Raw genomic sequence first — 25,506 nt, 5'->3', positions numbered from 1 at the left:
GCCTTACATCCCTTTGACGGCGTAAATCCCATTGGCATTGCGCCAGTAACCTTTGTAGTCCATGCCGTAACCGAAGATGTAGCGATCGATGCACGGCAGACCGACGAAATCGGCTTTCAACTCAGGACGCGCCTTGCGGTCGTGATCTTTGTCGATCAGCACGGCGGTGTGTACTTTGCGCGCGCCGGCATGTTTGCAGAAGTCGATGATCGCGCCCAGGGTGTGCCCTTCATCAAGGATGTCGTCGATGATCAGCACGTCGCGGTCGATGAACGAGACTTCCGGCTTGGCTTTCCAGAACAGATCGCCACCGCTGGTTTCGTTGCGGTAACGGGTGGCGTGCAGATAGGACGCTTCCAACGGGAATTGCAGATGAGTCAGCAATTTACCGGCGAAGATCAGGCCCCCATTCATCACGCAGAAGACCACCGGGTTGGTATCGGCCATCTCGCGAGTGATGTGTGCGCCGACCCGGGCGATCGCTTCTTCGACTTGCGCTTCGGTGTACAGGCAGTCAGCCTCGCGCATGATTTGACGGATATGCTCGAGATCAGCGGACATGGCGCTCTCCAAGGGGGTGCTGTGGCAAGAAAAGCGGGCAAAGGTACGCATGTGAGGCGCAACGTTCAAGCCTTAATGGACTAACGTACTAGATGTCTATAGGACAACACCCTCGGATAGATTAATCTAGGCCGGTTTTTTTGCCCGCCGCCGGAGCCTTTCCCATGCCCACTCGCGAGATCCGCCATCCGCTGATCCGACACAAGCTCGGCCTTATGCGCCGCGCCGACATTAGCACGAAGAACTTCCGTGAGCTTGCTCAGGAAGTCGGAGCGTTGCTCACTTACGAAGCCACCAAGGATTTACCCCTGGAAAGCTACGAGATCCCCGGTTGGGCGGGTCCCGTCCAGGTCGAGAAAATCGCCGGTAAGAAAATCACCGTGGTACCGATCCTGCGGGCCGGTATCGGCATGCTCGAAGGTGTACTCAGCCTGATCCCGGGCGCCAAAGTCAGCGCCGTGGGCGTGGCCCGCAATGAAGAAACCCTGCAGGCGCACACGTACCTGGAAAAACTCGTACCGGAAATCAACGAGCGACTGGCGATGATCATCGACCCGATGCTCGCCACCGGCAGTTCCATGGTCGCCACCATCGACCTGCTGAAAAAGGCCGGTTGCAAGGACATTCGCGCGATGGTGCTGGTGGCCGCGCCGGAAGGCATCGCCGCTGTCGAGAAGGCCCACCCGGACGTGCAGATCTACACGGCCTCCATCGATGAACGCCTGAACGAACACGGCTACATCATCCCGGGCCTGGGCGATGCCGGCGACAAGATCTTCGGTACCAAGCAGAAGGACGCGTGAGCATGCAGGATGAATTCAACGACCCGCTTTGGCGCCAGATCCTGTCTGGCGCACAGATGCTCTTCGTGGCATTTGGCGCGCTGGTGTTGATGCCGCTGATTACAGGTCTTGATCCAAACGTCGCGTTGTTCACCGCCGGCCTGGGCACGCTGCTGTTCCAGCTGGTGACCGGGCGGCAGGTGCCGGTATTCCTGGCGTCGAGCTTTGCCTTCATTACCCCGATCATTCTCGCCAAGCAGCAGTTCGGCCTGGCGGCGACCATGGGCGGGGTGATGGCGGCCGGTTTCGTTTACACCTTCCTTGGCGCTGCGGTAAAGATCAAGGGCACCGGCTTCATCGACCGGTTGCTGCCGCCGGTCGTGATCGGCCCGGTGATCATCTCCATCGGCCTGGCCATGGCGCCGATTGCCGCCAATATGGCGATGGGTAAATCCGGCGACGGTGCCGAGTTGATCCATTACCAGACGGCGATGCTGATCTCGATGCCAGCGTTGCTGACCACGCTGATCGTGGCGGTGTTCGGCAAAGGCATATTCCGCCTGGTGCCGATCATCTCCGGCGTGCTGGTGGGCTTTGCCATGTCATTCTATTTTGGCGTGGTCGACACGGCGAAGATCGCCGCCGCACCGTGGTTCGCCCTGCCCCACTTCACCGCGCCGGAGTTCAACTGGCAGGCGATCCTGTTTATCGTCCCGGTAGCCCTGGCTCCGGCGATCGAACATATCGGCGGCGTGATCGCGGTGGGCAGCGTGACGGGGCGCGACTACCTGAAAAAACCGGGCCTGCACCGCACCTTGCTGGGCGACGGCATCGCCACCACGGCCGCTGGCCTGTTTGGCGGCCCGCCGAACACCACCTACGCCGAAGTGACGGGCGCGGTGATGCTGACCAAGAACTACAACCCGAAGATCATGACCTGGGCTGCCATCTTTGCCATCAGCCTGGCGTTTATCGGTAAGTTCGGCGCACTGCTGCAGAGCATCCCGGTGCCGGTGATGGGCGGGATTCTATGCCTGTTGTTCGGCTCGATTGCCGCAGTGGGCATGAACACGCTGATCCGCCACAAGATCGACCTGGGCGAGGCGCGCAATCTGGTGATTGTGTCGGTGACCCTGGTGTTCGGGATTGGCGGTGTGCTGGTGGGTACCGGCACGGGGCCGGACGACTTCGGCCTGAAGGGCATTGCCTTGTGTGCGGTGGTCGCGATTGGTCTGAACCTGCTGCTGCCGGGCAATGATGGCTGGAAGAACAAAAAGCCTGACGAACCGCTGCTCTAACTGCCAACGCAAAACCAAATGTGGGAGGGGGCTTGCCCCCGATGGCGGTGTATCAGTCACACATGTAGCGACTGACACACTGCTATCGGGGGCAAGCCCCCTCCCACATTTTTACATCTTCAGTGTGGCTTAGAGCTCACCCAAGCCATCAATCAGCGCCTGGTTCTGTTCCGGCGTACCGATGCTGATCCGCAGGAACTGGGCAATCCTCTCCTGCTTAAAGTGCCGCACGATAACCCCTTGCTCACGCAGCTTGGCTGCCAGGCCCGCTGCGTCGTGCTGAGGGTGGCGGGCGAAGATGAAATTCGCAGCCGATGGCAATACTTCAAAGCCCTTGCCTTCCAATTGCGCGACTAGCTTGTTACGGCTGTCGATCACCAACTGGCAAGTCTTCTCGAAATACTCACGGTCCTCGAACGCCGCCGCCGCGCCAACGATCGCCAGGCGATCGAGCGGGTAGGAGTTGAAGCTGTTCTTGACCCGCTCCAGCGCCTCGATCAGGTCCGGGTGCCCCACCGCCAGGCCCACGCGCAAACCAGCCAGTGAGCGCGATTTGGACAGGGTCTGGGTCACCAGCAGATTCGGGTAACGGTCGACCAGGCTGATCGCCGTTTCGCCACCAAAGTCGATATAGGCTTCATCAACCACCACCACCGAATCCGGGCTGGCCTTGAGGATCTGCTCCACCGCCTCCAGCGCCAGCACACAGCCAGTCGGCGCGTTCGGGTTGGGGAAGATGATCCCGCCGTTGGGCTTGGCGTAGTCCGCAACGCGAATCTGGAACTGCTCATCCAGCGGCACCGGGTCGGACTTGATGCCATAGAGGCCGCAGTACACCGGATAGAAGCTGTAGCTGATATCCGGGAACAGCAGCGGCAAGTCGTGCTGGAACAGGCCATGGAAGATGTGCGCAAGGACTTCATCGGAACCGTTGCCGAGGAACACTTTGCCGGCGTCGACCCCGTAGTACTTGGCCACGGCCTGCTTGAGCAGGTCGCTGTTGGGGTCCGGGTACAGGCGCAGGTTGTCGTTCAACTCGGCCTGCATGGCCGCCAGCGCCTTGGGCGATGGGCCATAGGGGTTTTCATTGGTGTTGAGCTTGACCAGCTTGGTCAGCTTCGGCTGCTCACCGGGTACGTAAGGCACGAGGTCCTTGACGAAGGGGCTCCAGAATTTGCTCATCTCAATTACCTTTCTTGTCGTCAAGGATGCGGTATTCAGCGCTGCGGGCGTGGGCGCTCAGGGATTCACCACGGGCCAGCACCGAAGCGGTCTTGCCCAACTCGGAAGCACCTTGTGGCGAGCAGAAGATGATCGACGAACGCTTCTGGAAGTCATACACCCCCAGCGGCGACGAGAAGCGCGCGGTGCCGGAGGTCGGCAATACGTGGTTGGGACCCGCGCAGTAGTCACCCAGGGCTTCGCTGGTGTGGCGGCCCATGAAGATCGCACCCGCATGGCGAATCGACGGCAACCAGGCTTGTGGGTCGGCCACGGACAGCTCCAGGTGTTCCGGTGCGATACGGTTGGCCACTTCGATGGCCTGCTCCATGTCACGCACCAGGATCAGCGCACCACGGCCATTGATCGACTTCTCGATAATGTCGGCGCGGTCCATGGTCGGCAGCAGCTTATTGATGCTGGCCGCAACCTTGTCGAGGAACTCGGCATCGGGACTGACCAGGATCGCCTGGGCATCTTCGTCGTGCTCAGCCTGGGAGAACAGGTCCATGGCGATCCAGTCCGGGTCAGTCTGGCCGTCACACACCACGAGGATTTCCGAAGGCCCGGCGATCATGTCGATACCGACCTGGCCAAACACATGGCGCTTGGCGGTGGCGACGTAGATGTTGCCGGGGCCGACCACTTTGTCGACCTTCGGTACGCTTTCGGTGCCATAGGCCAGGGCCGCGACAGCCTGGGCGCCGCCGATGGTGAACACGCGGTCGACGCCGGCGATACAAGCCGCTGCCAGTACCAGCTCGTTGATTTCACCACGCGGGGTCGGCACCACCATGACCACTTCGGTCACGCCCGCCACCTTGGCCGGGATCGCATTCATCAGCACCGACGACGGGTACGAGGCTTTACCGCCTGGCACGTACAAACCGGCGCGGTCCAGTGGCGTGACCTTCTGGCCCAGCACGGTGCCATCGGCTTCGGTGTAGCTCCAGGAGTCCTGCTTCTGCTTTTCGTGGTAGCTGCGCACTCGGGTCGCAGCGACTTCGAGGGCTTCGCGCTGCGGCGCGGTGATGCGCGTCAGGGCCAGCTCCAGGCGTTCACGAGGCAGGATCAGGTCAGCCATGGACTTGACGTCCAGGCCATCGAACTGGCGGGTGAAATCCACCAGCGCTGCATCACCGCGCTCGCGCACGGCCTTGATGATGTCGAGCACCCGCTGGTTGACCGAGTCGTCGGACACGCTTTCCCAGCTCAGCAGATGATCCAGATGATGGGCGAAATCCGGGTCGGCAGCGTTGAGTCGGGCAATTGCAGTGGACGTGGTCATAGCGAGGGCCTCAATAGAATTGGCAAAAACTCAGGCGCCCTAAACTACCGTTCGCTCCGCTTGGGCACCTGAGAATTCTGGCTATGAGGCGGATAGACGGGCGCAGCTTTTAAGCTACGCGGGTGAGTCAACCGCGGTGTCGAGACTCCACTGCCTTGCGCAGGGTGTCGATCAACGCCTGGATACGGGCGTGCTGCATTTTCATGGAAGCCTTGTTGACGATCAGCCGGGAGCTGATGTCGGCAATGAAATCCTGGGGCTCCAGGCCGTTGGCACGCAAGGTGTTGCCGGTGTCGACTACGTCGATGATCTTGTCGGCCAGGCCAATCAGCGGTGCCAGCTCCATCGAGCCGTAGAGCTTGATGATGTCGACCTGACGGCCTTGTTCGGCGTAGTAGCGCTTGGCGACGTTGACGAACTTGGTGGCCACGCGCAGGCGACCTTTAGGCTCGACATCACCGACACGGCCGGCGGTCATCAGCTTGCACAGGGCAATGCGCAGGTCCAGCGGCTCGTAAAGGCCCTGGCCGCCGTATTCCATCAGCACGTCCTTACCGGCGACACCGAGGTCGGCCGCGCCATGCTCAACGTACGTCGGCACGTCGGTAGCCCGTACGATCAAAAGGCGAACGTCATCCTGGGTCGTAGGGATGATCAGCTTGCGGCTCTTGTCCGGATTCTCGGTCGGCACGATGCCCGCTTCAGCCAGAAGCGGCAAGGTGTCGTCAAGGATGCGGCCCTTGGACAGTGCGATGGTCAACATGGGAAATGTCAGTCCTTCATCAGGCTATTGCTGTCCGGTCGCAAACGGCGCCAGACACAGATCGAGGCCATGACAGCCTCGACTTGAAATCGTATTCAGCAGGGACAAACTCAGTTAACCGCAAAACATCTTACTGTGGCGAGCGGGCTCGCCACAGTGGATGTTTTCGCAGCTACTGGGACTAGCCCGGTACGCGGCGGATTTTCGCGCCGAGCATCTGCAGTTTTTCTTCGATGCATTCGTAACCACGGTCGATGTGGTAGATGCGGTCGATCAGGGTGTCTCCTTCGGCGATCAGCGCCGAGATCACCAGGCTGGCCGAAGCGCGCAGGTCGGTGGCCATGACTGGCGCGCCCTTGAGCTTCTCGGTGCCGGTAACGATGGCCGTGTTGCCTTCGACCTGGATCTTCGCGCCCATGCGGTGCAGTTCGTACACGTGCATGAAGCGGTTTTCGAAGATGGTCTCGATCACTGCACCCGTGCCTTCGGCAATCGCGTTCAAGGAGATGAACTGCGCCTGCATGTCGGTTGGGAACGCCGGGTACGGAGCAGTACGCACGTTGACGGCTTTTGGCCGCTTGCCGTGCATGTTCAGCTCGATCCAGTCTTCACCGGTGGTGATTTCGGCACCGGCTTCGCGCAGTTTCTCCAGGACCGCTTCCAGGATGGTCGGATCGGTGTCCTTGACCTTGACGCGACCACCGGTGACGGCAGCAGCAACCAGGTAGGTACCGGTCTCGATGCGGTCCGGCATCACTTTGTAGGTGGCAGGGTGCAGGCGCTTCACACCGTCGATGGTGATGGTGTCGGTGCCGGCGCCGGTGATGTTGGCCCCCATGGCGATCAGGAAGTTGGCCAGGTCGACCACTTCAGGCTCGCGAGCGGCGTTTTGCAGCACACTGCGACCGTTGGCCAGGGCAGCGGCCATCATGATGTTCTCGGTACCGGTCACGCTGACGGTATCAAAGAAGAAGTTGGCGCCACGCAGGCCGCCTTCCGGCGCCTTGGCCTTGATGTAGCCACCCTCGACGTCGATGGTTGCGCCCATGGCTTCAAGGCCACGGATGTGCAGGTCCACCGGACGCGAGCCAATGGCGCAACCGCCAGGCAATGCGACTTCGGCTTCGCCGAAACGGGCAACCATCGGGCCCAGCACCAGGATCGACGCACGCATGGTTTTCACCAGTTCGTACGGGGCGATCAGGGTCTTGATGGTGCGCGGGTCGATTTCGACGGACAGCTTCTCGTCGATTACCGGCTCAATACCCATGCGACCAAACAGCTCGATCATGGTGGTGATGTCATGCAGGTGCGGCAGGTTGGCTACGGTTACGGGGCCATCGCACAGCAGGGTCGCGGCCAGGATCGGCAAGGCAGAGTTTTTCGCACCGGAAATGCGAATCTCGCCATCAAGGCGGGCACCGCCGGTAATAATCAATTTATCCATAAGAATCTCGACGCCTTGGGGGCTCAGGTGCGCTCGGCCCAGGCCGCGCGGCTGAAAAATTTCATAGTGACCGCGTGGATGCTGCCATCGGTGATCCACGGGTTCAAATGGGCATAGATCTGCTGTTGACGCTTGACCGGGCTGAGTGCCGCCAGTTCATCGCTAATCACGTTCAGCTGGAAGTTGCAGCCTTCGCCTTCAACTTCTACTTTCGTTTCCGGCAGCTTTCCTTCAAGGAAGCTCTTAACTTCTAGGGCCTGCATGCTCAACCTCTATCGGCGCCCAGTGCGCACGGGTCGCACATCATACAAAAAAGCCCCGCGCCTGCGAACCCCGCATAGCAGGACTCTGACGGGGGGCTTCTTTATTAAGGATGCGCCAACAGTTCGGTCAGACCGGAAACTTCGGCAATTTCACGCATGTCGTCGGGCAGCGCACGGATACTGACCGTTTTTTTCGCCGCCTCGGCATCACGTATAAAGCACAGCAGCAGCGATAAACCGACGCTGCTGGACTTGGTTACCGCCGAGCAGTCCAGCACCAGCGCAGGCGCGGTGCTCGCCTTGATCAGCGCCTGGCCCTGCTTGCGCAGGTCAGGCCCGGAGCGATAATCCAGCACGCCGCTGAGGAACAGCTCGCCGGCTTCGCCGATACGAACAGCCGACTCGGTCATTGCGCGGGTTTCCCGGCTGCTTTATCGGTTTCTTCCTTGGCCTTGGCCACTTCACCGGCCCAACCGTTGATGGTCTTGTCCAGGTCGTTGCCATTGCGCTGCATCGCGTCAGCGAACTGGTCGCGGAACAGCTTGCCAATGTTGATACCGTTGATGATCACGTTGCGCAGTTTCCACTCACCGTTAACCTTCTCCAGCGTGTACTGCACAGGGTAGATCGCACCGTTGCTGCCTTTGACGGTCATGCCAACGCTGGTGCGGTCACCCGACTCATCCTTGGCCGGATCGACAGTGATCCCCTGGTTGTTGTACTCCAGCAGGGCGTTGCCATAGAACTGGAACAGACCCTTCTTGAAGTTTTCCTGGAACGTCTGCATCTGCGCAGGCGTGGCCTTGCGCGAGTACTTGACCGTCATGATGCTGCGCGAAATGCCTTCGGCATCGACGACAGGGCCGACAATGGTATTGAGCGCGTCGTAGAACTTACTCGGGTCTTGCTTGTACTGCTCTTTATTGGCAGTCAGGTCAGCCAGCATTTTGCTGGTGGTGTCCTGCACCAGTTCGTGCGCAGAACCTGCCGCGTTAGCCATCAGCGGCAGCGCCGCAAGCAGTACCAGCAGGCCACGTCGCAAGGTAGAGATCATGAACAGGTTCCTCATTTGGCGTCTTTATTGACCGTATTGAGCAGGAATTTACCGATCAGGTCCTCAAGTACCAGCGACGACTGCGTGTCGTGGATGGTCGAGCCATCCTTGAGCAGGGCTGTTTCCCCGCCCACGCTGATACCGATGTACTTCTCGCCCAGCAGACCCGCAGTGAGGATAGATGCAGTGGAGTCAGTCGGCAGATTATCGACCTTCTTGTCCAGTTGCATGGTCACTCGCCCGGTGAAGCTGTCGCGGTCCAGATCGATTGCCGTGACCTTGCCGATAGTCACACCGGCCATGGTCACCTTAGCTCTGACAGTCAAACCGGCGATATTGTCGAAGTACGCGTAAAGTTTATAAGTATCGGCGGTAGGGCTGGCCGAAAGGCCACTGACTCGCAGGGCGAGCAACAGTAAAGCCAGGATGCCAGCCAGCAAGAAAAGGCCGACACCGATTTCCACAGTGCGGTTTTGCATCAGAAATCTCCAAACATCAAGGCGGTCAAAATGAAGTCAAGGCCCAGTACCGCCAGCGAGGCGTACACAACGGTCTTGGTGGTGGCACGACTGATCCCTTCTGAAGTGGGCTCACAGTCATAGCCTTGGAATACGGCGATCCAGGTCACGACAAAGGCGAAGACGATGCTCTTTATGATGCCGTTGAGCACGTCGCCGCTGAAGGTAACGCTGTTTTGCATATTGGCCCAGTAGGAGCCTTCGTAGACCCCCAGCCAATCCACCGCCACCCACGAACCGCCCCAGATACCCACCACACTGAAAATCATCGCCAGCAGCGGCAGGGAAATGAAGCCGGCCCACAGGCGCGGGGCAACAATGTACTTGAGCGGGTCCACGCCGATCATTTCCAGGCTGGACAACTGCTCGGTGGACTTCATGTTGCCGATTTCAGCGGTCAGCGCGGAACCGGCGCGCCCGGCGAACAGCAAGGCAGTCACCACCGGCCCCAGCTCGCGCAGCAGCGTCAGGGCGACCATCTGCCCGACCGCCTGCTCCGAGCCGTAGCTGGATAGGATGTTGAAGCCCTGCAACGCAAGCACCATGCCGATAAAGACCCCGGAGACCACGATAATCACCAGGGACATCACGCCGACGGAGTGCAGTTGCTTGATCAGCAAGCCAAAGCCGCCGCCGATGCCACCGCGGCCCAGCAAGGCGTGGAACAGGAAAATGGTCGAACGCCCCAGCACTTCGATGATGTCGATGCCGGAGCGGCCGAAAAGGCGAACCCTTTCGATAAGTGATGTCTTGCGCATCAGCGCTTCCCCAGAAGATCTGCGCGGTAGTCCGCTGCCGGAAAATGAAAAGGCACCGGGCCATCAGGATCGCCGGTCATGAATTGGCGGATACGCGGGTTGTCAGCGTTCATCAGCTCTTCAGGCGTGCCCTGCCCCAGCACCTGACCATCGCCGACGACATACAGGTAATCGGCAATGCTCGCGGTTTCTGCAAGGTCGTGGGACACCACGATACTGGTGATCCCCAGCGCATCGTTGAGCAGGCGGATCAGGCGTACCAGCACGCCCATGGCGATCGGGTCCTGGCCAACGAAGGGCTCGTCGTACATGAGGATCTGCGGGTCAAGGGCGATGGCGCGCGCCAGGGCGACACGACGTTTCATGCCACCGGACAACTCGTCAGGCATCAGGTCGATGGCACCGCGAAGGCCCACGGCCTGCAGTTTCAGCAACACGATGTCACGAATCATTTCATCGGACAGCTGGGTATGCACTCGCAGCGGAAACGCCACGTTCTCGAAAACATCCAGGTCAGTGAACAGCGCACCACTCTGGAACAGCACACCCATGTGCTTGCGTGCGTCAAACAGCTCGCTACGCGACAGCGTCGGCAGGTTCTGGCCATTGACCCACACTTCGCCGGCATTGGGGCGCAGTTGCATGCCCATCAGCCGCAACAGGGTGGTCTTGCCGCAACCGGAAGGCCCCATGATGCCCGTGACCTTGCCACGGGGAATGCGAATATCGACGTTATTGAAGATGCTGCGCGTCCCGCGCTTGAAGGTAAGGCCCTTCAGCTCGACCGCGTAGGCGTTATCGGCACTCATCTAAACTCCTTGGGATGCAGCTTCTCACTCAGACACCGTATTGGCGACAAACGTTTGCACGATTGCGCGATATAGATAGACGTATGGGCTGGGTGAACCGAACTGGCGGCGAACTATATCACTGCTGGTACAACGCGCCCAAGGCCGGAAAAGCGCTTGTTCAGATTGGGGACAGGGAAAAAACGTTGCTGGCTATGTTACTGAGAGGGAATCTCATGCCACCCGCAGAATAAAGCCTGACGAACTTGCGTGAGGGAATTGCTCATTACCGTTATAATCGCCGACTTTTCGTCAGGCTATACGATTTCAGACATGAGCCAATCCAGCGATCTTATCCAATCCGCACAACGCACCATTCGCCTCGAGCTTGAAGCCGTAGAAGGCTTACTGGCCCATATCGATGCAGATTTCGTACGCGCCTGCGAGATGATTCTGGCCAGCAAGGGCCGCGTTGTCGTGGTAGGCATGGGCAAGTCCGGCCACGTCGGCAACAAGATCGCCGCGACACTGGCGAGCACCGGAACCACCGCATTCTTCGTGCATCCGGCCGAAGCCAGCCATGGTGACATGGGCATGATCACCAAGGATGACATCATCCTGGCACTGTCCAATTCCGGCACCACCAACGAAATCGTGACCCTGTTGCCGCTGATCAAGCGCCTGGGCATCAAGATGATCAGCATCACCGGCAACCCGGAATCGACGCTGGCCAAGGCAGCCGAAGTGAACCTGAACGTTCACGTGACCCACGAGGCATGCCCCCTGAACCTCGCCCCCACGTCTTCCACCACCGCCGCCCTGGTCATGGGCGATGCGCTGGCCGTGGCGTTACTGGAAGCCCGTGGCTTTACTGCTGAAGATTTCGCGTTTTCCCACCCAGGGGGTGCCTTGGGCCGTCGCCTGCTGCTGAAAGTGGAAAACGTCATGCACTCCGGCGATGAGCTACCCCATGTCCAACGGGGCACGCTGCTCAAGGATGCGCTGATGGAAATGACCCGCAAAGGCCTGGGCATGACCGTGATCCTCGAGGCCGACGGGCGCCTGGCCGGAGTGTTCACCGACGGCGACTTGCGCCGCACGCTGGACCGCACCATCGACATCCACACCGCCACCATCGACGCGGTGATGACCCCCCATGGCAAGACCGCACGCCCCGAGATGCTTGCAGCCGAAGCGCTGAAGATCATGGAAGACCACAAGATCGGCGCGCTGGTGGTCGTCAATAACGATGACCGCCCGATTGGCGCCCTGAACATGCACGACTTGCTGCGTGCAGGAGTGATGTAAATGACCAGCGACCTATTGCAACGCGGCAAGCACATCAAGCTGGCGATTTTCGACGTTGACGGCGTGCTGACCGATGGCCGCCTGTACTTCCTCGAAGACGGCAGCGAATTCAAGACGTTCAACACCCTCGATGGCCAGGGCATCAAGATGTTGATGGCAGCGGGAGTGCAAACTGCCATTATTAGCGGCCGAAAAACGCCGGTTGTGGAACGCCGCGCACAAAACCTGGGGATTCCTCACCTGTATCAGGGCCGTGAGGATAAACTGGTGGTACTGGACGAGCTTCTTGGCCAACTCCACCTAAGCTATGAGCAGGCCGCCTATCTGGGCGACGACCTGCCCGACTTGCCGGTGATCCGCCGCGTGGGCCTGGGCATGGCCGTCGCCAATGCGGCGGCGTTTGTTCGCGAGCACGCCCACGGCATCACCACGGCCCGTGGCGGCGAAGGCGCCGCCCGTGAGTTCTGCGAGTTGATCCTGCGGGCCCAAGGCCGCCTCGAAGCGGCCCATGCCGCCTACCTATAGAGCGTTTTATGCTGAGTAAAAAGATTCGCAACTTCCTGCTATTCGCAGGCATCGCCGCGCTGTTCCTGGCGGTGGGCTACTGGAATATCAGCCCGGAGCGCTTTCTCGACCAGCCTGTTGCGCAGGTTGATGAAGGGGCTATCGACTATTACGCAACCAATGCCTATAGCGTGCAGTTCCTGCCCGATGGCAAGGTGCAATATGAAATGACGTCGGACAAGGTCGAGCACCTGAAGGCCTCCGAGGTCACCCTGCTGACCAATCCGGACATGAACCTGTACCGCGGCACCGAGTTCCCATGGCACGTCACCAGCAAGCGCGGCGAGGTCAACCCGGACGGTACCCAGGTGGAACTGATCGACTCGGTGCGCGTCGCACGTACTGACGCACAGAACCGCGACACCATTATTACCACCACACGCATGACCGTATTCCCACAGAAGCAATATGCGCAGACCGAGCAAGACGTTAGAATCGACGGCGCTGGCGGTGTATCGACTGGCAAGGGAATGAAAGCGTATTTGAAAGAAAGCAGGATACACCTGCTATCGAACGTAAGAGGACAGTATGAGGCTCGTTAAAACCCTCCCTATTTTGCTCGGTCTGGGCGCAGCACTGGGAAGCGTGAGCGCCTGGGCTCTGCCGAACGATAGCCAGCAACCGATCCACATCTCAGCTGACGATGCGCAACTGGATGACAAGCAAGGCGTCGCCACTTATACAGGCGGCGTGATCATTACCCAGGGCTCGATGAAAATCACCGGTAACACGGTGACACTGACTCGCACCCCCGCTGGCGACATCGACGTCGTGACTTCGGTGGGCAACCTGGCCTACTTCGAACAGAAGCAGGCCGCTACCGATACCGCCCCGATGAAGGGCTACGGCAAGACCATCCAGTATCACGCCCAGCAAAACCGCATCGTCCTGATCGACCAGGCCAAGGTGCTCAGCCCCGATGGCAACTCCACCGAAGGCGAGAAGATCACCTATGACACCGTGAAGCAGGTCGCCAATGCCGGCCGGGCCAACGGCAGCAAGGTCACTGCGCCACGCCCACGTATCGACATGGTTATCCAGCCGAAGAAGAAGGCCGAGTAATGGCAACCCTGAAAGCCCAGCATCTGGCCAAGGCCTATAAAAGCCGTCAGGTCGTGCGCGACGTCAGCCTGTCGATCGACAGCGGCCAGATCGTCGGCCTGCTCGGCCCCAACGGCGCCGGCAAGACCACCTGCTTCTATATGATCGTCGGCCTGGTGCAGGCGGACCAAGGTCGCGTACTGATCGATGACCTGGACGTCAGCCACCAGCCGATGCATGGCCGTGCACGCGCAGGTATTGGGTATCTTCCCCAGGAAGCGTCGATCTTCCGCAAACTCTCGGTGGCCGACAACATCATGGCCATCCTCGAGACCCGCAAGGAACTCGACCGCGACGGCCGCCGCAAAGAGCTGGAAAGCCTGCTGCAGGAATTCCACATCAACCACATTCGCGACAATCTCGGCATGAGCCTGTCCGGTGGTGAGCGTCGTCGCGTTGAAATTGCCCGCGCCCTGGCGACCGCGCCGAAATTCATCCTGCTGGACGAACCGTTTGCCGGCGTGGACCCCATCTCGGTGGGTGACATCAAGCAGATCATCCATCACCTCAAGGCCAAGGGCATCGGTGTACTGATCACCGACCACAACGTCCGTGAGACCCTGGATATCTGCGAAACAGCTTACATCGTCAACGATGGCCAGCTGATTGCCGAAGGTGACTCCGCCACTATCCTGGCCAACGAACTGGTCAAGGAAGTGTACCTGGGCCACGAGTTCCGCCTGTAAGCAGCCTGGCGTCACGGCCGTTGGCCACGGTGCGCGGGAGTCAATAAAAACCTCCGGATTTTTATTGTTACCGCGCTCTAGGCAAAGCCCCCGATATCAGGCATATAATTTGCTTATGTTTGGCGCTCACGCGCCCTGTCGTGGATGGCGCATTGCGCCGGCGAATAAGGTGTTAAGCCCCTGCCATGAAACCATCGCTAGTCCTGAGAATGGGCCAGCAGCTGACGATGACACCGCAGCTGCAACAGGCCATCCGCCTGCTCCAATTGTCGACCCTGGACCTGCAACAGGAAATCCAGGAGGCCCTGGAGTCCAATCCGATGCTCGAACGCCAGGAAGAAGGCGACGACTTCGACAATGCAGACCCGCTGGCCGACAACATCGAGCAAAAACCCAACCCCGATGTGCAGGAACCCTCCTATCAGGAAACCGCCCCGACGGTGGATAACCTCGAGGAAGGCGACTGGAACGAACGCATACCCAACGAGCTGCCCGTGGACACCGCCTGGGAAGACGTCTACCAGACCAGCGCCAGCAGCCTGCCCAGCAACGATGATGACGAGTGGGACTTCACCACCCGCACGTCCGCCGGCGAGAGCCTGCAGAGCCACCTGTTGTGGCAATTGAACCTCGCGCCGATGTCCGACACCGATCGCCTGATCGCCGTGACCCTGATCGACTGCATCAACAACCAGGGTTACCTGGACGAAACGCTCGACGAGATTCTTGAAGCCTTCGATCCGGAACTGGATATCGAACTGGACGAGATCGAAGCCGTCCTGCACCGCATCCAGCAATTCGAGCCCGCCGGCATTGGCGCGCGCACCCTCAGCGAGTGCCTGCTGCTGCAACTGCGTCAACTGCCTGCCAAGACGCCTTGGCTTGCCGAAGCCCAACGCCTGGTCACGGACTACATCGACCTGCTGGGCAGCCGCGACTATAGCCAGTTGATGCGCCGTATGAAGCTCAAGGAAGACGACCTGCGCCAGGTGATCGAGCTGGTACAGAGCCTCAACCCTCGCCCGGGCTCGCAGATCGAGTCCAGCGAAGCCGAATACGTCGTCCCCGACGTGATCGTACGCAAGGACAACGAGCGCTGGCTGGTGGAACTGAACCAGGAGTCGGTACCGCGCCTGCGGGTCAATCCGCAATATGCCGGTTTTGTGCGTCGCGCCGACACCAGCGCCGACAACACCTTCATGCGCAACCAGTTGCAGGAAGCGCGCTGGTTCATCAAGAGCCTGCAAAGCCGCAACGAAACCCTGATGAAAGTCGCCACCCAGATCGTCGAGCACCAGCGTGGCTTCCTGGAATACGGCGACGAAGCGATGAAGCCTCTGGTGCTGCATGACATCGCCGAAGCGGTTGGCATGCATGAGTCAACGATTTCCCGGGTGACCACGCAAAAATTCATGCATACCCCACGGGGCATATATGAGCTGAAATACTTTTTCTCCAGCCATGTCAGCACCTCCGAAGGCGGCGAATGCTCGTCCACGGCGATCCGCGCGATCATCAAAAAACTGGTTGCGGCGGAAAATCAGAAAAAGCCGTTGAGTGACAGCAAGATCGCTGGTTTACTGGAGGCACAAGGCATTCAGGTCGCCCGTCGAACCGTCGCCAAGTACCGCGAGTCCCTTGGGATCGCGCCTTCCAGCGAGCGTAAGCGTTTGATGTGACGGGCGGGCCACAGCGTTCCAGTGGCGGGTATTCCTACCCGCCGCTTTATGCACTGGCAACGAAGGAGAAGCTGTATGCAAGTCAACATCAGTGGACACCAACTGGAAGTGACCGAACCGCTGCGCGCCTATATCGGCGAAAAACTCAAAAGAATTGAGGGGCATTTCGACAAGATCACCAACGTGCAAGTCATTATGACTGTCGAAAAGCTGAAGCAGAAAATTGAAGCCACCTTGCGTATACCCGGCGGAGAAGTCGTCGCCAATGCCGAGCATACTGATATGTATGCCGCCATTGACGACCTGACCGACAAACTGGATCGCCAAATCAAAAAGCATAAGGAAAAGCAGTTGAGCCTCCTTCAGGGCACCGGCCGCTAACACTCCCCACCCATGATCCGACTTGAAACCATCCTGACCCCCGGCCGTTCCCTCGTGAACGCGCCGGGCGGCAGCAAGAAGAAAGCCCTCGAACAAATTGCCAACCTGATCAGCCGAGAAGTGCCTGATCTGGAGATGCAAGATGTCTTTGAGGCTCTGATTGCCCGTGAAAAACTCGGCTCCACCGGTTTTGGCAACGGCATCGCCATTCCTCACTGCCGCCTCAAAGGCTGCGACACACCTGTCAGCGCCCTGCTGCACTTGGACGCGCCTATCGATTTCGACGCGATCGACGGTGCCCCGGTAGACCTGCTGTTTGTTCTGCTGGTCCCACAGGCCGCCACCGATGCGCACCTGGAACTGCTTCGGCAGATCGCAAGCATGCTCGACCGCAAGGACGTACGCGACAAACTGCGCAGTGCCAGCAGCAACGAGGCACTGTACCAAGTTGTCCTGGATGAGCAAAACGGGCAGTAATCATGCGTTTGATCATCGTCAGCGGCCGCTCTGGCTCGGGTAAAAGTACCGCCCTCAACGTTCTTGAGGACAACGGTTTCTATTGCATCGACAACCTGCCCGCCGGGCTGCTGCCGGAGTTGGCGGAACGCGCCCTGATCCACACCGAATTGGCGCAGCCCCTGGTCGCCGTTTCGATTGATGCCCGCAACCTGCCCAGCCACCTTACGCGCTTCCCGGAATTGCTCGAAGAGGTGCGCGCCAAGCACATTCATTGCGATGTGCTGTATCTGGACGCCGACGAAGAAACCCTGCTCAAGCGCTTCTCCGAGACCCGTCGACGCCACCCTCTCAGCAGCCCCCATCGTTCCCTGGCCGAAGCCATCGAGGACGAAACCAAGTTGCTGGGGCCGATCATTGACCTCGCCGACCTCAAGATCAACACCACCAGCCTCAACCTGTACCAGTTACGCGATGCCATCAAGCTACGCCTGCTGAACCAGCCAGAGCCTGGCACGGCATTTCTGGTCGAGTCCTTTGGCTTCAAGCGTGGCATGCCGGTGGATGCCGACCTGGTCTTCGATGTGCGCTGCCTGCCCAACCCCTACTGGAAACCAGAGCTGCGTGACCAGTCGGGGCTGGATCAGCCAGTGGCCGACTACCTGGCCGCACAACCGGATGTGGAGGAGATGTTCCAGGACATCTCCAGCTACCTGCTCAAATGGTTGCCGCGCTTTGCCGCGAGCAACCGAGCCTATGTCACCATTGCCATCGGCTGCACCGGCGGCCACCATCGCTCCGTCTACCTGACCGAACGCCTGGGCCAGGTGCTGCAAAAAACCCTCAAGAATGTCCAGGTCCGCCACCGCGACCTCAGCTGAAAGGAACACCTGCGCGATGCCCGCTCTGGAAATTGAAATCATCAACAAGCTGGGCCTGCACGCACGCGCCTCTGCCAAATTCGTCGGTATTGCCGGGAAGTTCCCTTGCCAGATCCGCGCCGGGCGCACACCGGAGACCATGGTCGATGGCAAAAGCATCATGGCGATGATGATGTTGGCAGCCGGCAAGGGCACCAAGATTCATTTGAGCACCGAGGGCGAGCAAGAGCAGGAAGCAATGGAAGCCCTGGTGGAGCTGATCAACAACTTCTTTGATGAGGGTGAGTAAAACCATCCGCTGAGGCGGGCGTGAAGCCAGGGGCTTCACCCCAAGGCGGTATCCATCACCATCATCAAGCAAAAACCGCTACATAGCCCCAGACTGGCAAGCTTTTCGTGGCCATTACGCCGCGATTCGGGGATCACTTCATGAGTCACCACCAGCAGCATCGCCCCGGCAGCCAACGCCAGGCCAAGCGGCAACAGCACCTCGGCCAGGGTCACCAGCCAGGCGCAAAGCACGGCGAACACTGGCTCTACCAAGCCTGACGCCGCACCGATCAGGAAGGCCTTGACCCGCGACATCCCCGCCCCGGCCAATACCAACGCAATCACCAACCCTTCCGGCACATCCTGCAAGGCAATGCCCATGGCCAGGCTGTCGGCATCCGGCATGCCGCCGCCGGCTGAAACGCCAACGGCCATGCCTTCGGGGATGTTGTGGGCGATGATGGCAAACACAAACAGCCAGATGCGCGGTGGAATCACCGGTTTATCCGGCGTACCCACCAACATCTCCGGGCTGGCGCCGGAGACTTTGCGGTCCACCAGATACAAACCGAATGCCCCCAGCATGATGCCGAAGCTGATCAGCCCACCTGCCCCCCAGGGCGAAAGGCCAAGGGCTTCGGCAGCAGCAATACCAGGTACGACCAGCGAAAAGGCAGTCGCCGCCAGCATCACGCCGGCACCGAAGCCCAACAAGGTATCGCTCAACGCCACCGGCATCCGACGAATCACCAATACCGGAACCGCCCCCAGCGCCGTGCCAAGCGCGCAAATCGCCCCGCCTTGCAAGGCGCGCAGGATGCGCGGCTCCAGATCCAGCCAGGCCAGCCCGTGGGCCACCAGCAATGCAGTACCTGCCAATAGCAGCAGCGAGCCAAACGCATAACGAAACATTCGCACGCTACTGATCGCCAGTGTTTCAGTGCCCATAGTCGGCCTTAGATCTTGTTATCGAGGTAACTGTCAGGCCAGCGCGGCCTGATAGCGTGCAGCAACTTCCGGCCAGTTAATGACACTGTAGAAGGCATTGATGTATTCAGGCCGACGGTTCTGGTACCGCAGGTAATAAGCATGCTCCCAGACGTCCAGGCCGAGGATCGGCGTATTGCCATTCATCAGTGGGCTGTCCTGGTTGCCGCTGCTTTCCACTATCAGAGTCTTTTGCGGGGTGACGCTCAGCCAGGCCCAGCCACTGCCGAAACGGGTCAAGGCGGCTTTGGTGAAGGCTTCCTTGAAACTGTCGAAACCACCGAGTTGCTCTTCAATGGCTTTTCCCAGCGCGCCATCGGGCTTGCCACCACCTTTAGGCGACATCACCGCCCAGAACAGTGAGTGGTTGGCGTGGCCGCCGCCTTGGTTGATTACGGCCACACGCAGTTTTTCCGGCAGTTGTTGCACGCTGGACACCAGTTTCTCCACCGGCCAGCCCGCAAATTCGGTGCCCTCGACCGCAGCATTGAGGTTATTGATGTAGGTCTGGTGGTGCTTGGTGTAGTGAATCTCCATGGTTTGCGCATCGATATGCGGTTCCAGGGCATCGTAGGCATAGGGCAAGGCAGGCAAGGTGTAGCTCATATCAATGTGCTCCGTATTGAGACGTGGTCGGCTGCACGGCAGTACCGCCCAGTAAGCGATGGGTGCGCGGGTACTCACCGTGATCACTGATAAAATTCAACAGTTCGACGTAAGTCTTGCTGCTCTGGCGCAAGGCCGCTTCGCGCAGTTGCGGGCTCAGACGCACGTCCTGCATGGCCTGCAGCAAGCGCTGGTGAATAGCACAGAGGTATTCGGCGCTTTCCTCGGGCTGATTCAGGCGCAGGTGCAAGTCCGCCAGGTTGTGATGGGAAATGACGCAAGCCGCTACTGCTTCGTCGGCGTTCGCCCAGCGCTCGAACAGCACTTGGGCCAGGGCCAGGGCTTGCAGATAGGCCTCGCGAGCGTCAACCAATTCGCCCTGCATAAAGCAGCGATTGGCCCGTTCGATCGTGCGTTTCCAGTGCTCCATGGTGAGCCTCCAAAGCAGGGTCGGTGATTACACGCCGCCGGCCGTGAGTTTTTCCGGATCCAACAGGACTTCCAGTTGGCTACGGGGCAAGTCGGTGTGCTCAAGGGCCACATCAATCACCGCACGGCCTTGCTGATAGGCCTTCTTGGCGATTTCAGCAGCCTTTTGGTAACCAATGATCGGGTTGAGTGCAGTCACCAGGATCGGATTGCGCGACAGCGCTTCCTTGAGCTTGGCTTCGTTGACCTTGAAGCTGGCGATCGCCTTGTCCGCCAGCAGGCGGCTGGCGTTGGCCAGGAGCTCCAGGCTGCTGAGTAGATTCTGGGCAATGATCGGCAGCATCACGTTCAGCTCGAAGTTGCCGGATTGGCCGGCAACCGTGATGACGGTGTCATTGCCGATGACTTGCGCGGCAACCATCGCCGTGGCCTCCGGGATCACCGGGTTGACCTTGCCGGGCATGATTGAGGAACCAGGCTGCAAGCCTTCCAGTTCGATTTCGCCGAGGCCGGCCAGTGGGCCGGAGTTCATCCAGCGCAGGTCGTTGGCAATTTTCATCAACGATACGGCGGTGGCTTTCAATTGGCCGGAGACGGCAACCGCGGTGTCCTGAGAGCCGATCAGCGCAAACAGGTTCTTGCCAGGCGTGAACTGCACCTGGGTCAATTGGCTCAGTCGCTGGCTGAAACGTGCAGCAAACTCCGGGTGAGCGTTGATCCCGGTGCCCACTGCCGTCCCTCCCTGCGCCAGCGCCTGCAGACTTGGCAGCAGGTCCTGCAGGTGGCCGATATTGGCCTTGAGCTGCTGCGCCCAACCGTCAAGCACCTGACTCATGCGCACGGGCATGGCGTCCATCAGGTGGGTGCGGCCAGTCTTGATGAACGGGTGCACTTGTATGGCCTTCTGCTCGATGACCTGTACCAGGTGCAGCAGGGCCGGCAGGGTTTGCTCATGCAGCACCAACGCCGCGCTGACGTGAATGGTGGTGGGGATGATGTCGTTGCTGCTTTGGCCACAGTTCACATGATCGTTGGGGTTGACCACCTCGCCCAGCAGACGGCTGGCCAGGGTCGCAATGACTTCGTTGGCGTTCATGTTGGAGCTGGTGCCGGAACCGGTCTGGAAGATATCCACAGGGAAGTGCTGCATGAAGTCCCCTTCCAGTAAGCCTTGGGCGGCGTCGACAATGGCCTTGCCCTGCCCTTCGCTGATCTGCTTGAGGTCGACGTTGACCTTGGCGGCCGCGATCTTGGCCAGGATCAGCGCACGAACGAATTGTGCCGGCATGCGTTGGTGGCTGATCGGGAAGTTATTCACCGCGCGCTGGGTTTGTGCGCCGTACAGGGCCTCGGCGGGGACTTGCAGTTCGCCCATGCTGTCGCGTTCGATACGGGTGTTACTCATCATTAGATCCTTGCACTAGGTCGGAATGAGAAATAGACGGCAGCAATTCGCAGGTCGCCAATTGCCAGGCAAAGGTCTGCCAGCGCTTGAGGCGGCAGGCACAGTGGGAGAGTTTTTCCAGGTCGCGCAGCGGTCGCCAGGCTTGGTCCAGGCACATTGAGCGCCAGTGCCAGGGCAATGCGATATCAGTGGCGGTATCGATCAGCAGGCGAAATGCCGTTTCGGCGATCGTCCACGGGTGGGTCGCGGTACAACACGCCAAGTATCGACCTTCATTGAGGTAATGCTCGATCAGGCGAGGTTCATTGGGATCAAGGCCACAACGAATCTGGCGACTCATCCAGCGCCAGCTCTCCAGATAGGGATCCTCATGCAGGACAGTACTCATGATCCGCACTCGCTCAATAATGATATTCATTATTAAATGATATTGAGAATCAAAACAAGGTCGCCCTTCCCATCCTTCAACCATGCGCCCACAAAAAAGGCGCGCCATCTCCAGGAGGGCGCGCCTTTTTTGTGAAGCGTCGTAAGGATCAGCTACCGGCGACCGTCATCCGTTCGATCAATACCGAACCCGTGCGAATGTTGCTGCGCAGTTCCAGGTCATTCCCGACGGCAACGATCTGCTTGAACATATCGCGCATATTGCCGGCGATGGTGACTTCCTGGACGGCGAATTGAATCTCGCCATTTTCCACCCAGAAACCTGCCGCGCCCCGGGAATAATCTCCGGTGACCATGTTCAGACCCTGGCCCATCAACTCGGTCACCAGCAGGCCACGCCCCATGCGCCGCAACAGCGCCGCCTGGTCTTCATCACCGTGGGTCACAAACAGGTTGTGCACGCCACCCGCGTTGGCCGTACTGGGCAAACCGAGCTTGCGACCGGCATAGGTGCCCAGGACATAGGACACCAATTCGCCCTTCTCGACGAACGGCTTGGCATAGGTCGCCAGGCCATCACCGTCGAACGACGAACTGCCCATCGCGCGCATCAGGTGTGGACGCTCATCGATGGTCAGCCACTCAGGAAACAGTTTCTGGCCGATCGCGCCTTCAAGGAACGATGATTTTCGATACAGGTTGCCGCCGGAAATCGCCCCCAGAAAGCTGCCGAACAAACCACCGGCCAGCTCTGCCGAAAACAGCACCGGCACTTCGCAGGTCGGTACCGGGCGCGCGCCCAGGCGACTCGCGGCACGTTGCGCAGCACGTTGGCCAATGCTGGCAGGAGACGCCAGCAATTCGCCCTGGCGGTTCACGTCGTACCAGTAATCGCGCTGCATCTGCCCATTGGCCTCGGCAATCATCACGCAGCTCAAACTATGGCGCGTGGAGGCATAACCGCCGATAAAACCATGGCTGTTGCCGTACACGCGGCACCCTTGATGGGTGCTCAACGTGGTGCCATCGGCGTTCTTGATGCGGGCATCGGCATCGAATGCCGCCGCTTCGCAGATCAATGCCTGTTCGATGGCCTGCTCTGGCGTGATGTCCCAGGCATGAAACAGGTCAAAATCCTGCAGGTCCTTGGCCATCAATGCCTTGTCGGCCAGGCCCGAACTCTCATCCTCGGAGGTGTGCTTGGCAATTGCCAACGCAGCAGCGACAGTCTCGCGAATGGCTTCCGGGCCACTGGCCGACGTACTGGCCGAGCCTTTGCGCTGCCCTACGTACAAGGTGATGCCAAAACCCTGGTCGCGGTTGAATTCAACGGTTTCCACTTCCCGCTGACGTACCGACGTCGACAACCCCTGCTCCAGCGACACAGCCACCTCGCAGGCACTGGCCCCCTGGCGCTTGGCCTCGGCAAGGATCTGCTCGACTTGTTCCTGCAGTGCCGGTAACGCTTGCGGACCGACGCTTTGGGCTGCACTCATGGTTTTCTCCACTCAAATTCTGCTTTCGGTTAAGGCCATCGAGCGACCGGGCCGGACAAGCGGCCCCCGACTGGTTATCATGGCGGCGTTTCTTTGCGGACTGCCACCATGGTTGATTCTTACGACGACTCCCTCGATGGGGAGAAAAGCAAAACCCAGGTCAAACGCGAGCTGCATGCTCTGGTTGACCTCGGCGAGCGCCTTACAACGCTCAAGCCGGACTTGATTGCAAAATTGCCTCTGACCGACGAAATGCGTCGGGCCCTGGCGGATGCGCCCAAGCACACCGCGAATATCGCGCGTAAACGGCACATCATGTTTATCGGCAAGCTGATGCGCGACCAGGACACTGACGCCATTCTGACCTTGCTCGATCAACTCGATGCCTCCACTCGCCAGTACAATGAACGCTTCCATAACCTGGAGCGTTGGCGTGACCGCCTGATCTCGGGCGATGACGCGGTACTGGAGAAGTTCGTGGTGGACTATCCGGATGCCGACCGCCAGCAACTGCGCTCCCTGATCCGTCAGGCCCAGCACGAGCAGGCGCATAACAAGGCGCCGGCCACCAGCCGTAAAATCTTCAAGTACATCCGTGAGCTGGACGAGACTCAACGCGGCCTGCGCTGATCCTCTTCCCCGGGTGGCGGTCTTCGCCACCCGAAGCTCCCGGTTTACGACCCTGTGCCACCCACGGTGATCGCGTCAATCTTCAAGGTGGGCTGCCCCACGCCGACCGGCACCGACTGCCCATCCTTACCGCAAGTACCGACGCCGCTGTCCAGCGACAGGTCGTTACCGACCATCGACACCTTGCTCATCGCCTCTGGTCCGTTACCAATCAACGTTGCCCCTTTGACCGGGGCGGTAATCTTGCCGTCTTCGATCAGATAGGCCTCGCTGGTGGAAAACACGAACTTGCCGCTGGTGATATCCACCTGGCCGCCGCCGAGATTGGCGCAGTAGATACCACGCTTCACCGAGGCGATGATTTCCGCCGGGTCGCTTTCGCCACCGAGCATGTAGGTGTTGGTCATGCGCGGCATCGGCAAGTGAGCGTAGGATTCGCGACGGCCGTTACCCGTGCGTGCCACGCCCATCAGACGGGCATTGAGTTTGTCTTGCATGTAGCCCTTGAGCACGCCGTTCTCGATCAGCGTGGTGCACTCGGTCGGCGTACCTTCGTCATCGACCGTCAGCGAACCCCGGCGCCCGGCCAGGGTACCGTCATCGACAATGGTGCACAGTTTGGAGGCGACCATCTCACCCATGCGTCCGCTGTAGGCCGAACTGCCCTTGCGGTTGAAGTCGCCTTCCAGGCCATGGCCGACCGCTTCGTGGAGCAATACGCCAGACCAGCCCGAACCGAGCACCACCGGCAAGGTACCGGCCGGCGCCGGAATGGCTTCCAGGTTGACCAGCGCCTGGCGCAGTGCCTCACGGGCGTAACCCGTGGCGCGATCATCGGTGAGGAAATAACGGTAGTCGGTACGCCCGCCGCCGCCATGACCGCCACGCTCGCGGCGCCCGTTCTGCTCGACGATCACACTGACGTTGAAACGCACCAGCGGCCGTACATCCGCCGCCAGGCTGCCATCGGTGGACGCCACCAGGATCCGCTCCCACACGCCAGCCATGCTCACGGTGACTTGTTGGATACGCGGGTCCAAGGCGCGGGTGGCGGCATCGACACGCTTGAGCAACTCGACCTTTTCCGCACGGCTGATCACTTCCAGCGGATTATCCGGCGCGTACAACTGGGCCACATCCTGGGTACTGAACGCCTGCACCGTGCCATGTTGACCGGCACGGGAGATCGAGCGCGCTGCGCGAGCGGCCAGGCCCAGCGCTTCCAAGGTGATCGCGTTGCTGTAGGCAAAACCGGTTTTTTCACCGGATTGCGCCCGCACCCCCACGCCCTGGTCGAGGTTGAAACTGCCTTCCTTGACGATGCCGTCTTCCAGGGCCCAGGACTCGGAAATCTGCCCCTGGAAATACAGGTCGGCCGCGTCGATGCCCGGTCCGGCCAGATCGCCGAGCACGGTTTGCAGACTTTCGATGGTCACGCCACCGGGTGCCAGGAGGTGTTCACTGACTGAGGACAACAACTCGCTCATAGGTTTGGCCTT

Annotated in this window: 31 protein-coding genes; 13 read left to right on the top strand and 18 right to left on the bottom strand. The window is 59.9% G+C overall.

Annotation, left to right across the window (positions count from 1 at the left end; genetic code table 11):
- Positions 1-3: 3 nt before the first annotated feature.
- A complete protein-coding gene (locus AB7933_RS06345) occupies positions 4-561 on the bottom strand; it encodes a hypoxanthine-guanine phosphoribosyltransferase (RefSeq protein ID WP_024073484.1) in 558 nt (185 codons plus the stop codon).
- Between the two features lie 164 nt (positions 562-725).
- Between AB7933_RS06345 and upp the strand changes: the two genes are divergently transcribed.
- Positions 726-1,364: a uracil phosphoribosyltransferase gene (upp, locus tag AB7933_RS06340; protein ID WP_024073483.1), complete on the top strand. Its 639-nt coding sequence runs from the start codon at positions 726-728 to the stop codon at positions 1,362-1,364.
- Between the two features lie 2 nt (positions 1,365-1,366).
- Positions 1,367-2,641: a uracil-xanthine permease family protein gene (locus AB7933_RS06335; protein WP_024073482.1), complete on the top strand. Its 1,275-nt coding sequence runs from the start codon at positions 1,367-1,369 to the stop codon at positions 2,639-2,641.
- A gap of 129 nt (positions 2,642-2,770) precedes the next feature.
- Here AB7933_RS06335 and hisC read toward each other — a convergent pair whose 3' ends face one another.
- The 10 genes from hisC to AB7933_RS06285 all read right to left on the bottom strand — a co-directional run bounded on the left by hisC (position 2,771) and on the right by AB7933_RS06285 (position 10,762).
- Positions 2,771-3,823: a histidinol-phosphate transaminase gene (gene hisC, locus AB7933_RS06330; RefSeq protein WP_024073481.1), complete on the bottom strand. Its 1,053-nt coding sequence runs from the start codon at positions 3,821-3,823 to the stop codon at positions 2,771-2,773.
- Position 3,824: 1 nt separating this feature from the next.
- Complete coding sequence (hisD, locus tag AB7933_RS06325; protein WP_024073480.1) at positions 3,825-5,150, bottom strand: histidinol dehydrogenase; 1,326 nt, start codon at positions 5,148-5,150, stop codon at positions 3,825-3,827.
- Between the two features lie 127 nt (positions 5,151-5,277).
- Entirely contained in the window at positions 5,278-5,913 is a 636-nt protein-coding gene (gene hisG / locus AB7933_RS06320; protein ID WP_003188599.1) for an ATP phosphoribosyltransferase, read from the bottom strand.
- Between the two features lie 181 nt (positions 5,914-6,094).
- Entirely contained in the window at positions 6,095-7,360 is a 1,266-nt protein-coding gene (gene murA / locus AB7933_RS06315) for a UDP-N-acetylglucosamine 1-carboxyvinyltransferase (RefSeq protein ID WP_024073479.1), read from the bottom strand.
- Between the two features lie 23 nt (positions 7,361-7,383).
- The gene (locus AB7933_RS06310; RefSeq protein WP_024073478.1) at positions 7,384-7,623 is read right to left on the bottom strand and encodes a BolA family protein; all 240 of its coding nucleotides are present in this window, start codon (positions 7,621-7,623) and stop codon (positions 7,384-7,386) included.
- A gap of 104 nt (positions 7,624-7,727) precedes the next feature.
- Positions 7,728-8,033 carry an STAS domain-containing protein gene (locus tag AB7933_RS06305; RefSeq protein ID WP_024073477.1) on the bottom strand — a complete coding sequence of 102 codons (306 nt, stop codon included), beginning with the start codon at positions 8,031-8,033 and terminating at the stop codon, positions 7,728-7,730.
- Positions 8,030-8,677: an MlaC/ttg2D family ABC transporter substrate-binding protein gene (locus AB7933_RS06300; RefSeq protein WP_041161099.1), complete on the bottom strand. Its 648-nt coding sequence runs from the start codon at positions 8,675-8,677 to the stop codon at positions 8,030-8,032. Before AB7933_RS06300 ends, AB7933_RS06305 begins: the two co-directional genes overlap by 4 nt.
- An 11-nt stretch (positions 8,678-8,688) precedes the next feature.
- Entirely contained in the window at positions 8,689-9,156 is a 468-nt protein-coding gene (gene mlaD, locus AB7933_RS06295; protein ID WP_017845975.1) for an outer membrane lipid asymmetry maintenance protein MlaD, read from the bottom strand.
- The gene (gene mlaE, locus AB7933_RS06290) at positions 9,156-9,953 is read right to left on the bottom strand and encodes a lipid asymmetry maintenance ABC transporter permease subunit MlaE (RefSeq protein ID WP_024073475.1); all 798 of its coding nucleotides are present in this window, start codon (positions 9,951-9,953) and stop codon (positions 9,156-9,158) included. Before mlaE ends, mlaD begins: the two co-directional genes overlap by 1 nt.
- On the bottom strand, positions 9,953-10,762 hold the full coding sequence (locus AB7933_RS06285) for an ATP-binding cassette domain-containing protein (protein ID WP_024073474.1): 810 nt from the start codon (positions 10,760-10,762) through the stop codon (positions 9,953-9,955). Before AB7933_RS06285 ends, mlaE begins: the two co-directional genes overlap by 1 nt.
- Positions 10,763-11,074: 312 nt before the next feature.
- Here AB7933_RS06285 and AB7933_RS06280 point away from each other — a divergent pair, with 312 nt between their 5' ends.
- The 10 genes from AB7933_RS06280 to AB7933_RS06235 all read left to right on the top strand — a co-directional run bounded on the left by AB7933_RS06280 (position 11,075) and on the right by AB7933_RS06235 (position 18,086).
- A complete protein-coding gene (locus tag AB7933_RS06280; RefSeq protein WP_024073473.1) occupies positions 11,075-12,049 on the top strand; it encodes a KpsF/GutQ family sugar-phosphate isomerase in 975 nt (324 codons plus the stop codon).
- Positions 12,050-12,574 carry a KdsC family phosphatase gene (locus AB7933_RS06275; RefSeq protein WP_024073472.1) on the top strand — a complete coding sequence of 175 codons (525 nt, stop codon included), beginning with the start codon at positions 12,050-12,052 and terminating at the stop codon, positions 12,572-12,574.
- Positions 12,575-12,582: 8 nt separating this feature from the next.
- Complete coding sequence (gene lptC, locus AB7933_RS06270; RefSeq protein WP_024073471.1) at positions 12,583-13,155, top strand: LPS export ABC transporter periplasmic protein LptC; 573 nt, start codon at positions 12,583-12,585, stop codon at positions 13,153-13,155.
- A complete protein-coding gene (lptA, locus tag AB7933_RS06265) occupies positions 13,142-13,675 on the top strand; it encodes a lipopolysaccharide transport periplasmic protein LptA (RefSeq protein WP_024073470.1) in 534 nt (177 codons plus the stop codon). The genes lptC and lptA overlap by 14 nt, the downstream gene beginning before the upstream one ends.
- Complete coding sequence (lptB, locus tag AB7933_RS06260; protein ID WP_003171806.1) at positions 13,675-14,400, top strand: LPS export ABC transporter ATP-binding protein; 726 nt, start codon at positions 13,675-13,677, stop codon at positions 14,398-14,400. The genes lptA and lptB overlap by 1 nt, the downstream gene beginning before the upstream one ends.
- Positions 14,401-14,585: 185 nt before the next feature.
- Positions 14,586-16,079 (top strand): RNA polymerase factor sigma-54, encoded by a 1,494-nt coding sequence (locus AB7933_RS06255; RefSeq protein ID WP_024073469.1) that lies wholly within the window; start codon positions 14,586-14,588, stop codon positions 16,077-16,079.
- A gap of 75 nt (positions 16,080-16,154) precedes the next feature.
- Positions 16,155-16,460 carry a ribosome hibernation-promoting factor, HPF/YfiA family gene (hpf, locus tag AB7933_RS06250; RefSeq protein WP_024073468.1) on the top strand — a complete coding sequence of 102 codons (306 nt, stop codon included), beginning with the start codon at positions 16,155-16,157 and terminating at the stop codon, positions 16,458-16,460.
- A gap of 12 nt (positions 16,461-16,472) precedes the next feature.
- On the top strand, positions 16,473-16,937 hold the full coding sequence (ptsN, locus tag AB7933_RS06245; protein WP_024073467.1) for a PTS IIA-like nitrogen regulatory protein PtsN: 465 nt from the start codon (positions 16,473-16,475) through the stop codon (positions 16,935-16,937).
- Between the two features lie 2 nt (positions 16,938-16,939).
- Complete coding sequence (rapZ, locus tag AB7933_RS06240; RefSeq protein ID WP_024073466.1) at positions 16,940-17,797, top strand: RNase adapter RapZ; 858 nt, start codon at positions 16,940-16,942, stop codon at positions 17,795-17,797.
- A 16-nt stretch (positions 17,798-17,813) separates the two neighbouring features.
- Positions 17,814-18,086: an HPr family phosphocarrier protein gene (locus AB7933_RS06235; protein ID WP_024073465.1), complete on the top strand. Its 273-nt coding sequence runs from the start codon at positions 17,814-17,816 to the stop codon at positions 18,084-18,086.
- 35 nt (positions 18,087-18,121) lie between these two features.
- Here the strand turns inward: AB7933_RS06235 and AB7933_RS06230 are convergent, their stop codons facing one another.
- The 6 genes from AB7933_RS06230 to pmbA all read right to left on the bottom strand — a co-directional run bounded on the left by AB7933_RS06230 (position 18,122) and on the right by pmbA (position 23,377).
- Entirely contained in the window at positions 18,122-19,015 is an 894-nt protein-coding gene (locus tag AB7933_RS06230; RefSeq protein WP_024073464.1) for a ZIP family metal transporter, read from the bottom strand.
- 33 nt (positions 19,016-19,048) lie between these two features.
- Positions 19,049-19,660 (bottom strand): superoxide dismutase, encoded by a 612-nt coding sequence (locus tag AB7933_RS06225; protein ID WP_024073463.1) that lies wholly within the window; start codon positions 19,658-19,660, stop codon positions 19,049-19,051.
- A 1-nt stretch (position 19,661) separates the two neighbouring features.
- A complete protein-coding gene (locus AB7933_RS06220; protein ID WP_024073462.1) occupies positions 19,662-20,090 on the bottom strand; it encodes a hypothetical protein in 429 nt (142 codons plus the stop codon).
- Positions 20,091-20,117: 27 nt separating this feature from the next.
- Positions 20,118-21,494 (bottom strand): class II fumarate hydratase, encoded by a 1,377-nt coding sequence (locus tag AB7933_RS06215; RefSeq protein WP_024073461.1) that lies wholly within the window; start codon positions 21,492-21,494, stop codon positions 20,118-20,120.
- Positions 21,487-21,882 carry a hypothetical protein gene (locus AB7933_RS06210; RefSeq protein ID WP_024073460.1) on the bottom strand — a complete coding sequence of 132 codons (396 nt, stop codon included), beginning with the start codon at positions 21,880-21,882 and terminating at the stop codon, positions 21,487-21,489. Before AB7933_RS06210 ends, AB7933_RS06215 begins: the two co-directional genes overlap by 8 nt.
- Before the next feature lie 148 nt (positions 21,883-22,030).
- A complete protein-coding gene (gene pmbA / locus AB7933_RS06205) occupies positions 22,031-23,377 on the bottom strand; it encodes a metalloprotease PmbA (protein WP_041160842.1) in 1,347 nt (448 codons plus the stop codon).
- 108 nt (positions 23,378-23,485) lie between these two features.
- On the opposite strand from pmbA, the gene yjgA reads away from it, so the two are divergent.
- Entirely contained in the window at positions 23,486-24,007 is a 522-nt protein-coding gene (yjgA, locus tag AB7933_RS06200; RefSeq protein ID WP_024073458.1) for a ribosome biogenesis factor YjgA, read from the top strand.
- 44 nt (positions 24,008-24,051) lie between these two features.
- On the opposite strand, the gene tldD is transcribed toward yjgA, so the two are convergent.
- Positions 24,052-25,494 carry a metalloprotease TldD gene (gene tldD, locus AB7933_RS06195; RefSeq protein WP_024073457.1) on the bottom strand — a complete coding sequence of 481 codons (1,443 nt, stop codon included), beginning with the start codon at positions 25,492-25,494 and terminating at the stop codon, positions 24,052-24,054.
- Positions 25,495-25,506: the final 12 nt, after the last annotated feature.

Origin of the sequence: Pseudomonas gorinensis (assembly GCF_042015035.1) — a bacterium.
Classification (GTDB): domain Bacteria; phylum Pseudomonadota; class Gammaproteobacteria; order Pseudomonadales; family Pseudomonadaceae; genus Aquipseudomonas; species Aquipseudomonas gorinensis.
This window is presented reverse-complemented; position numbering and strand designations above follow the sequence as displayed.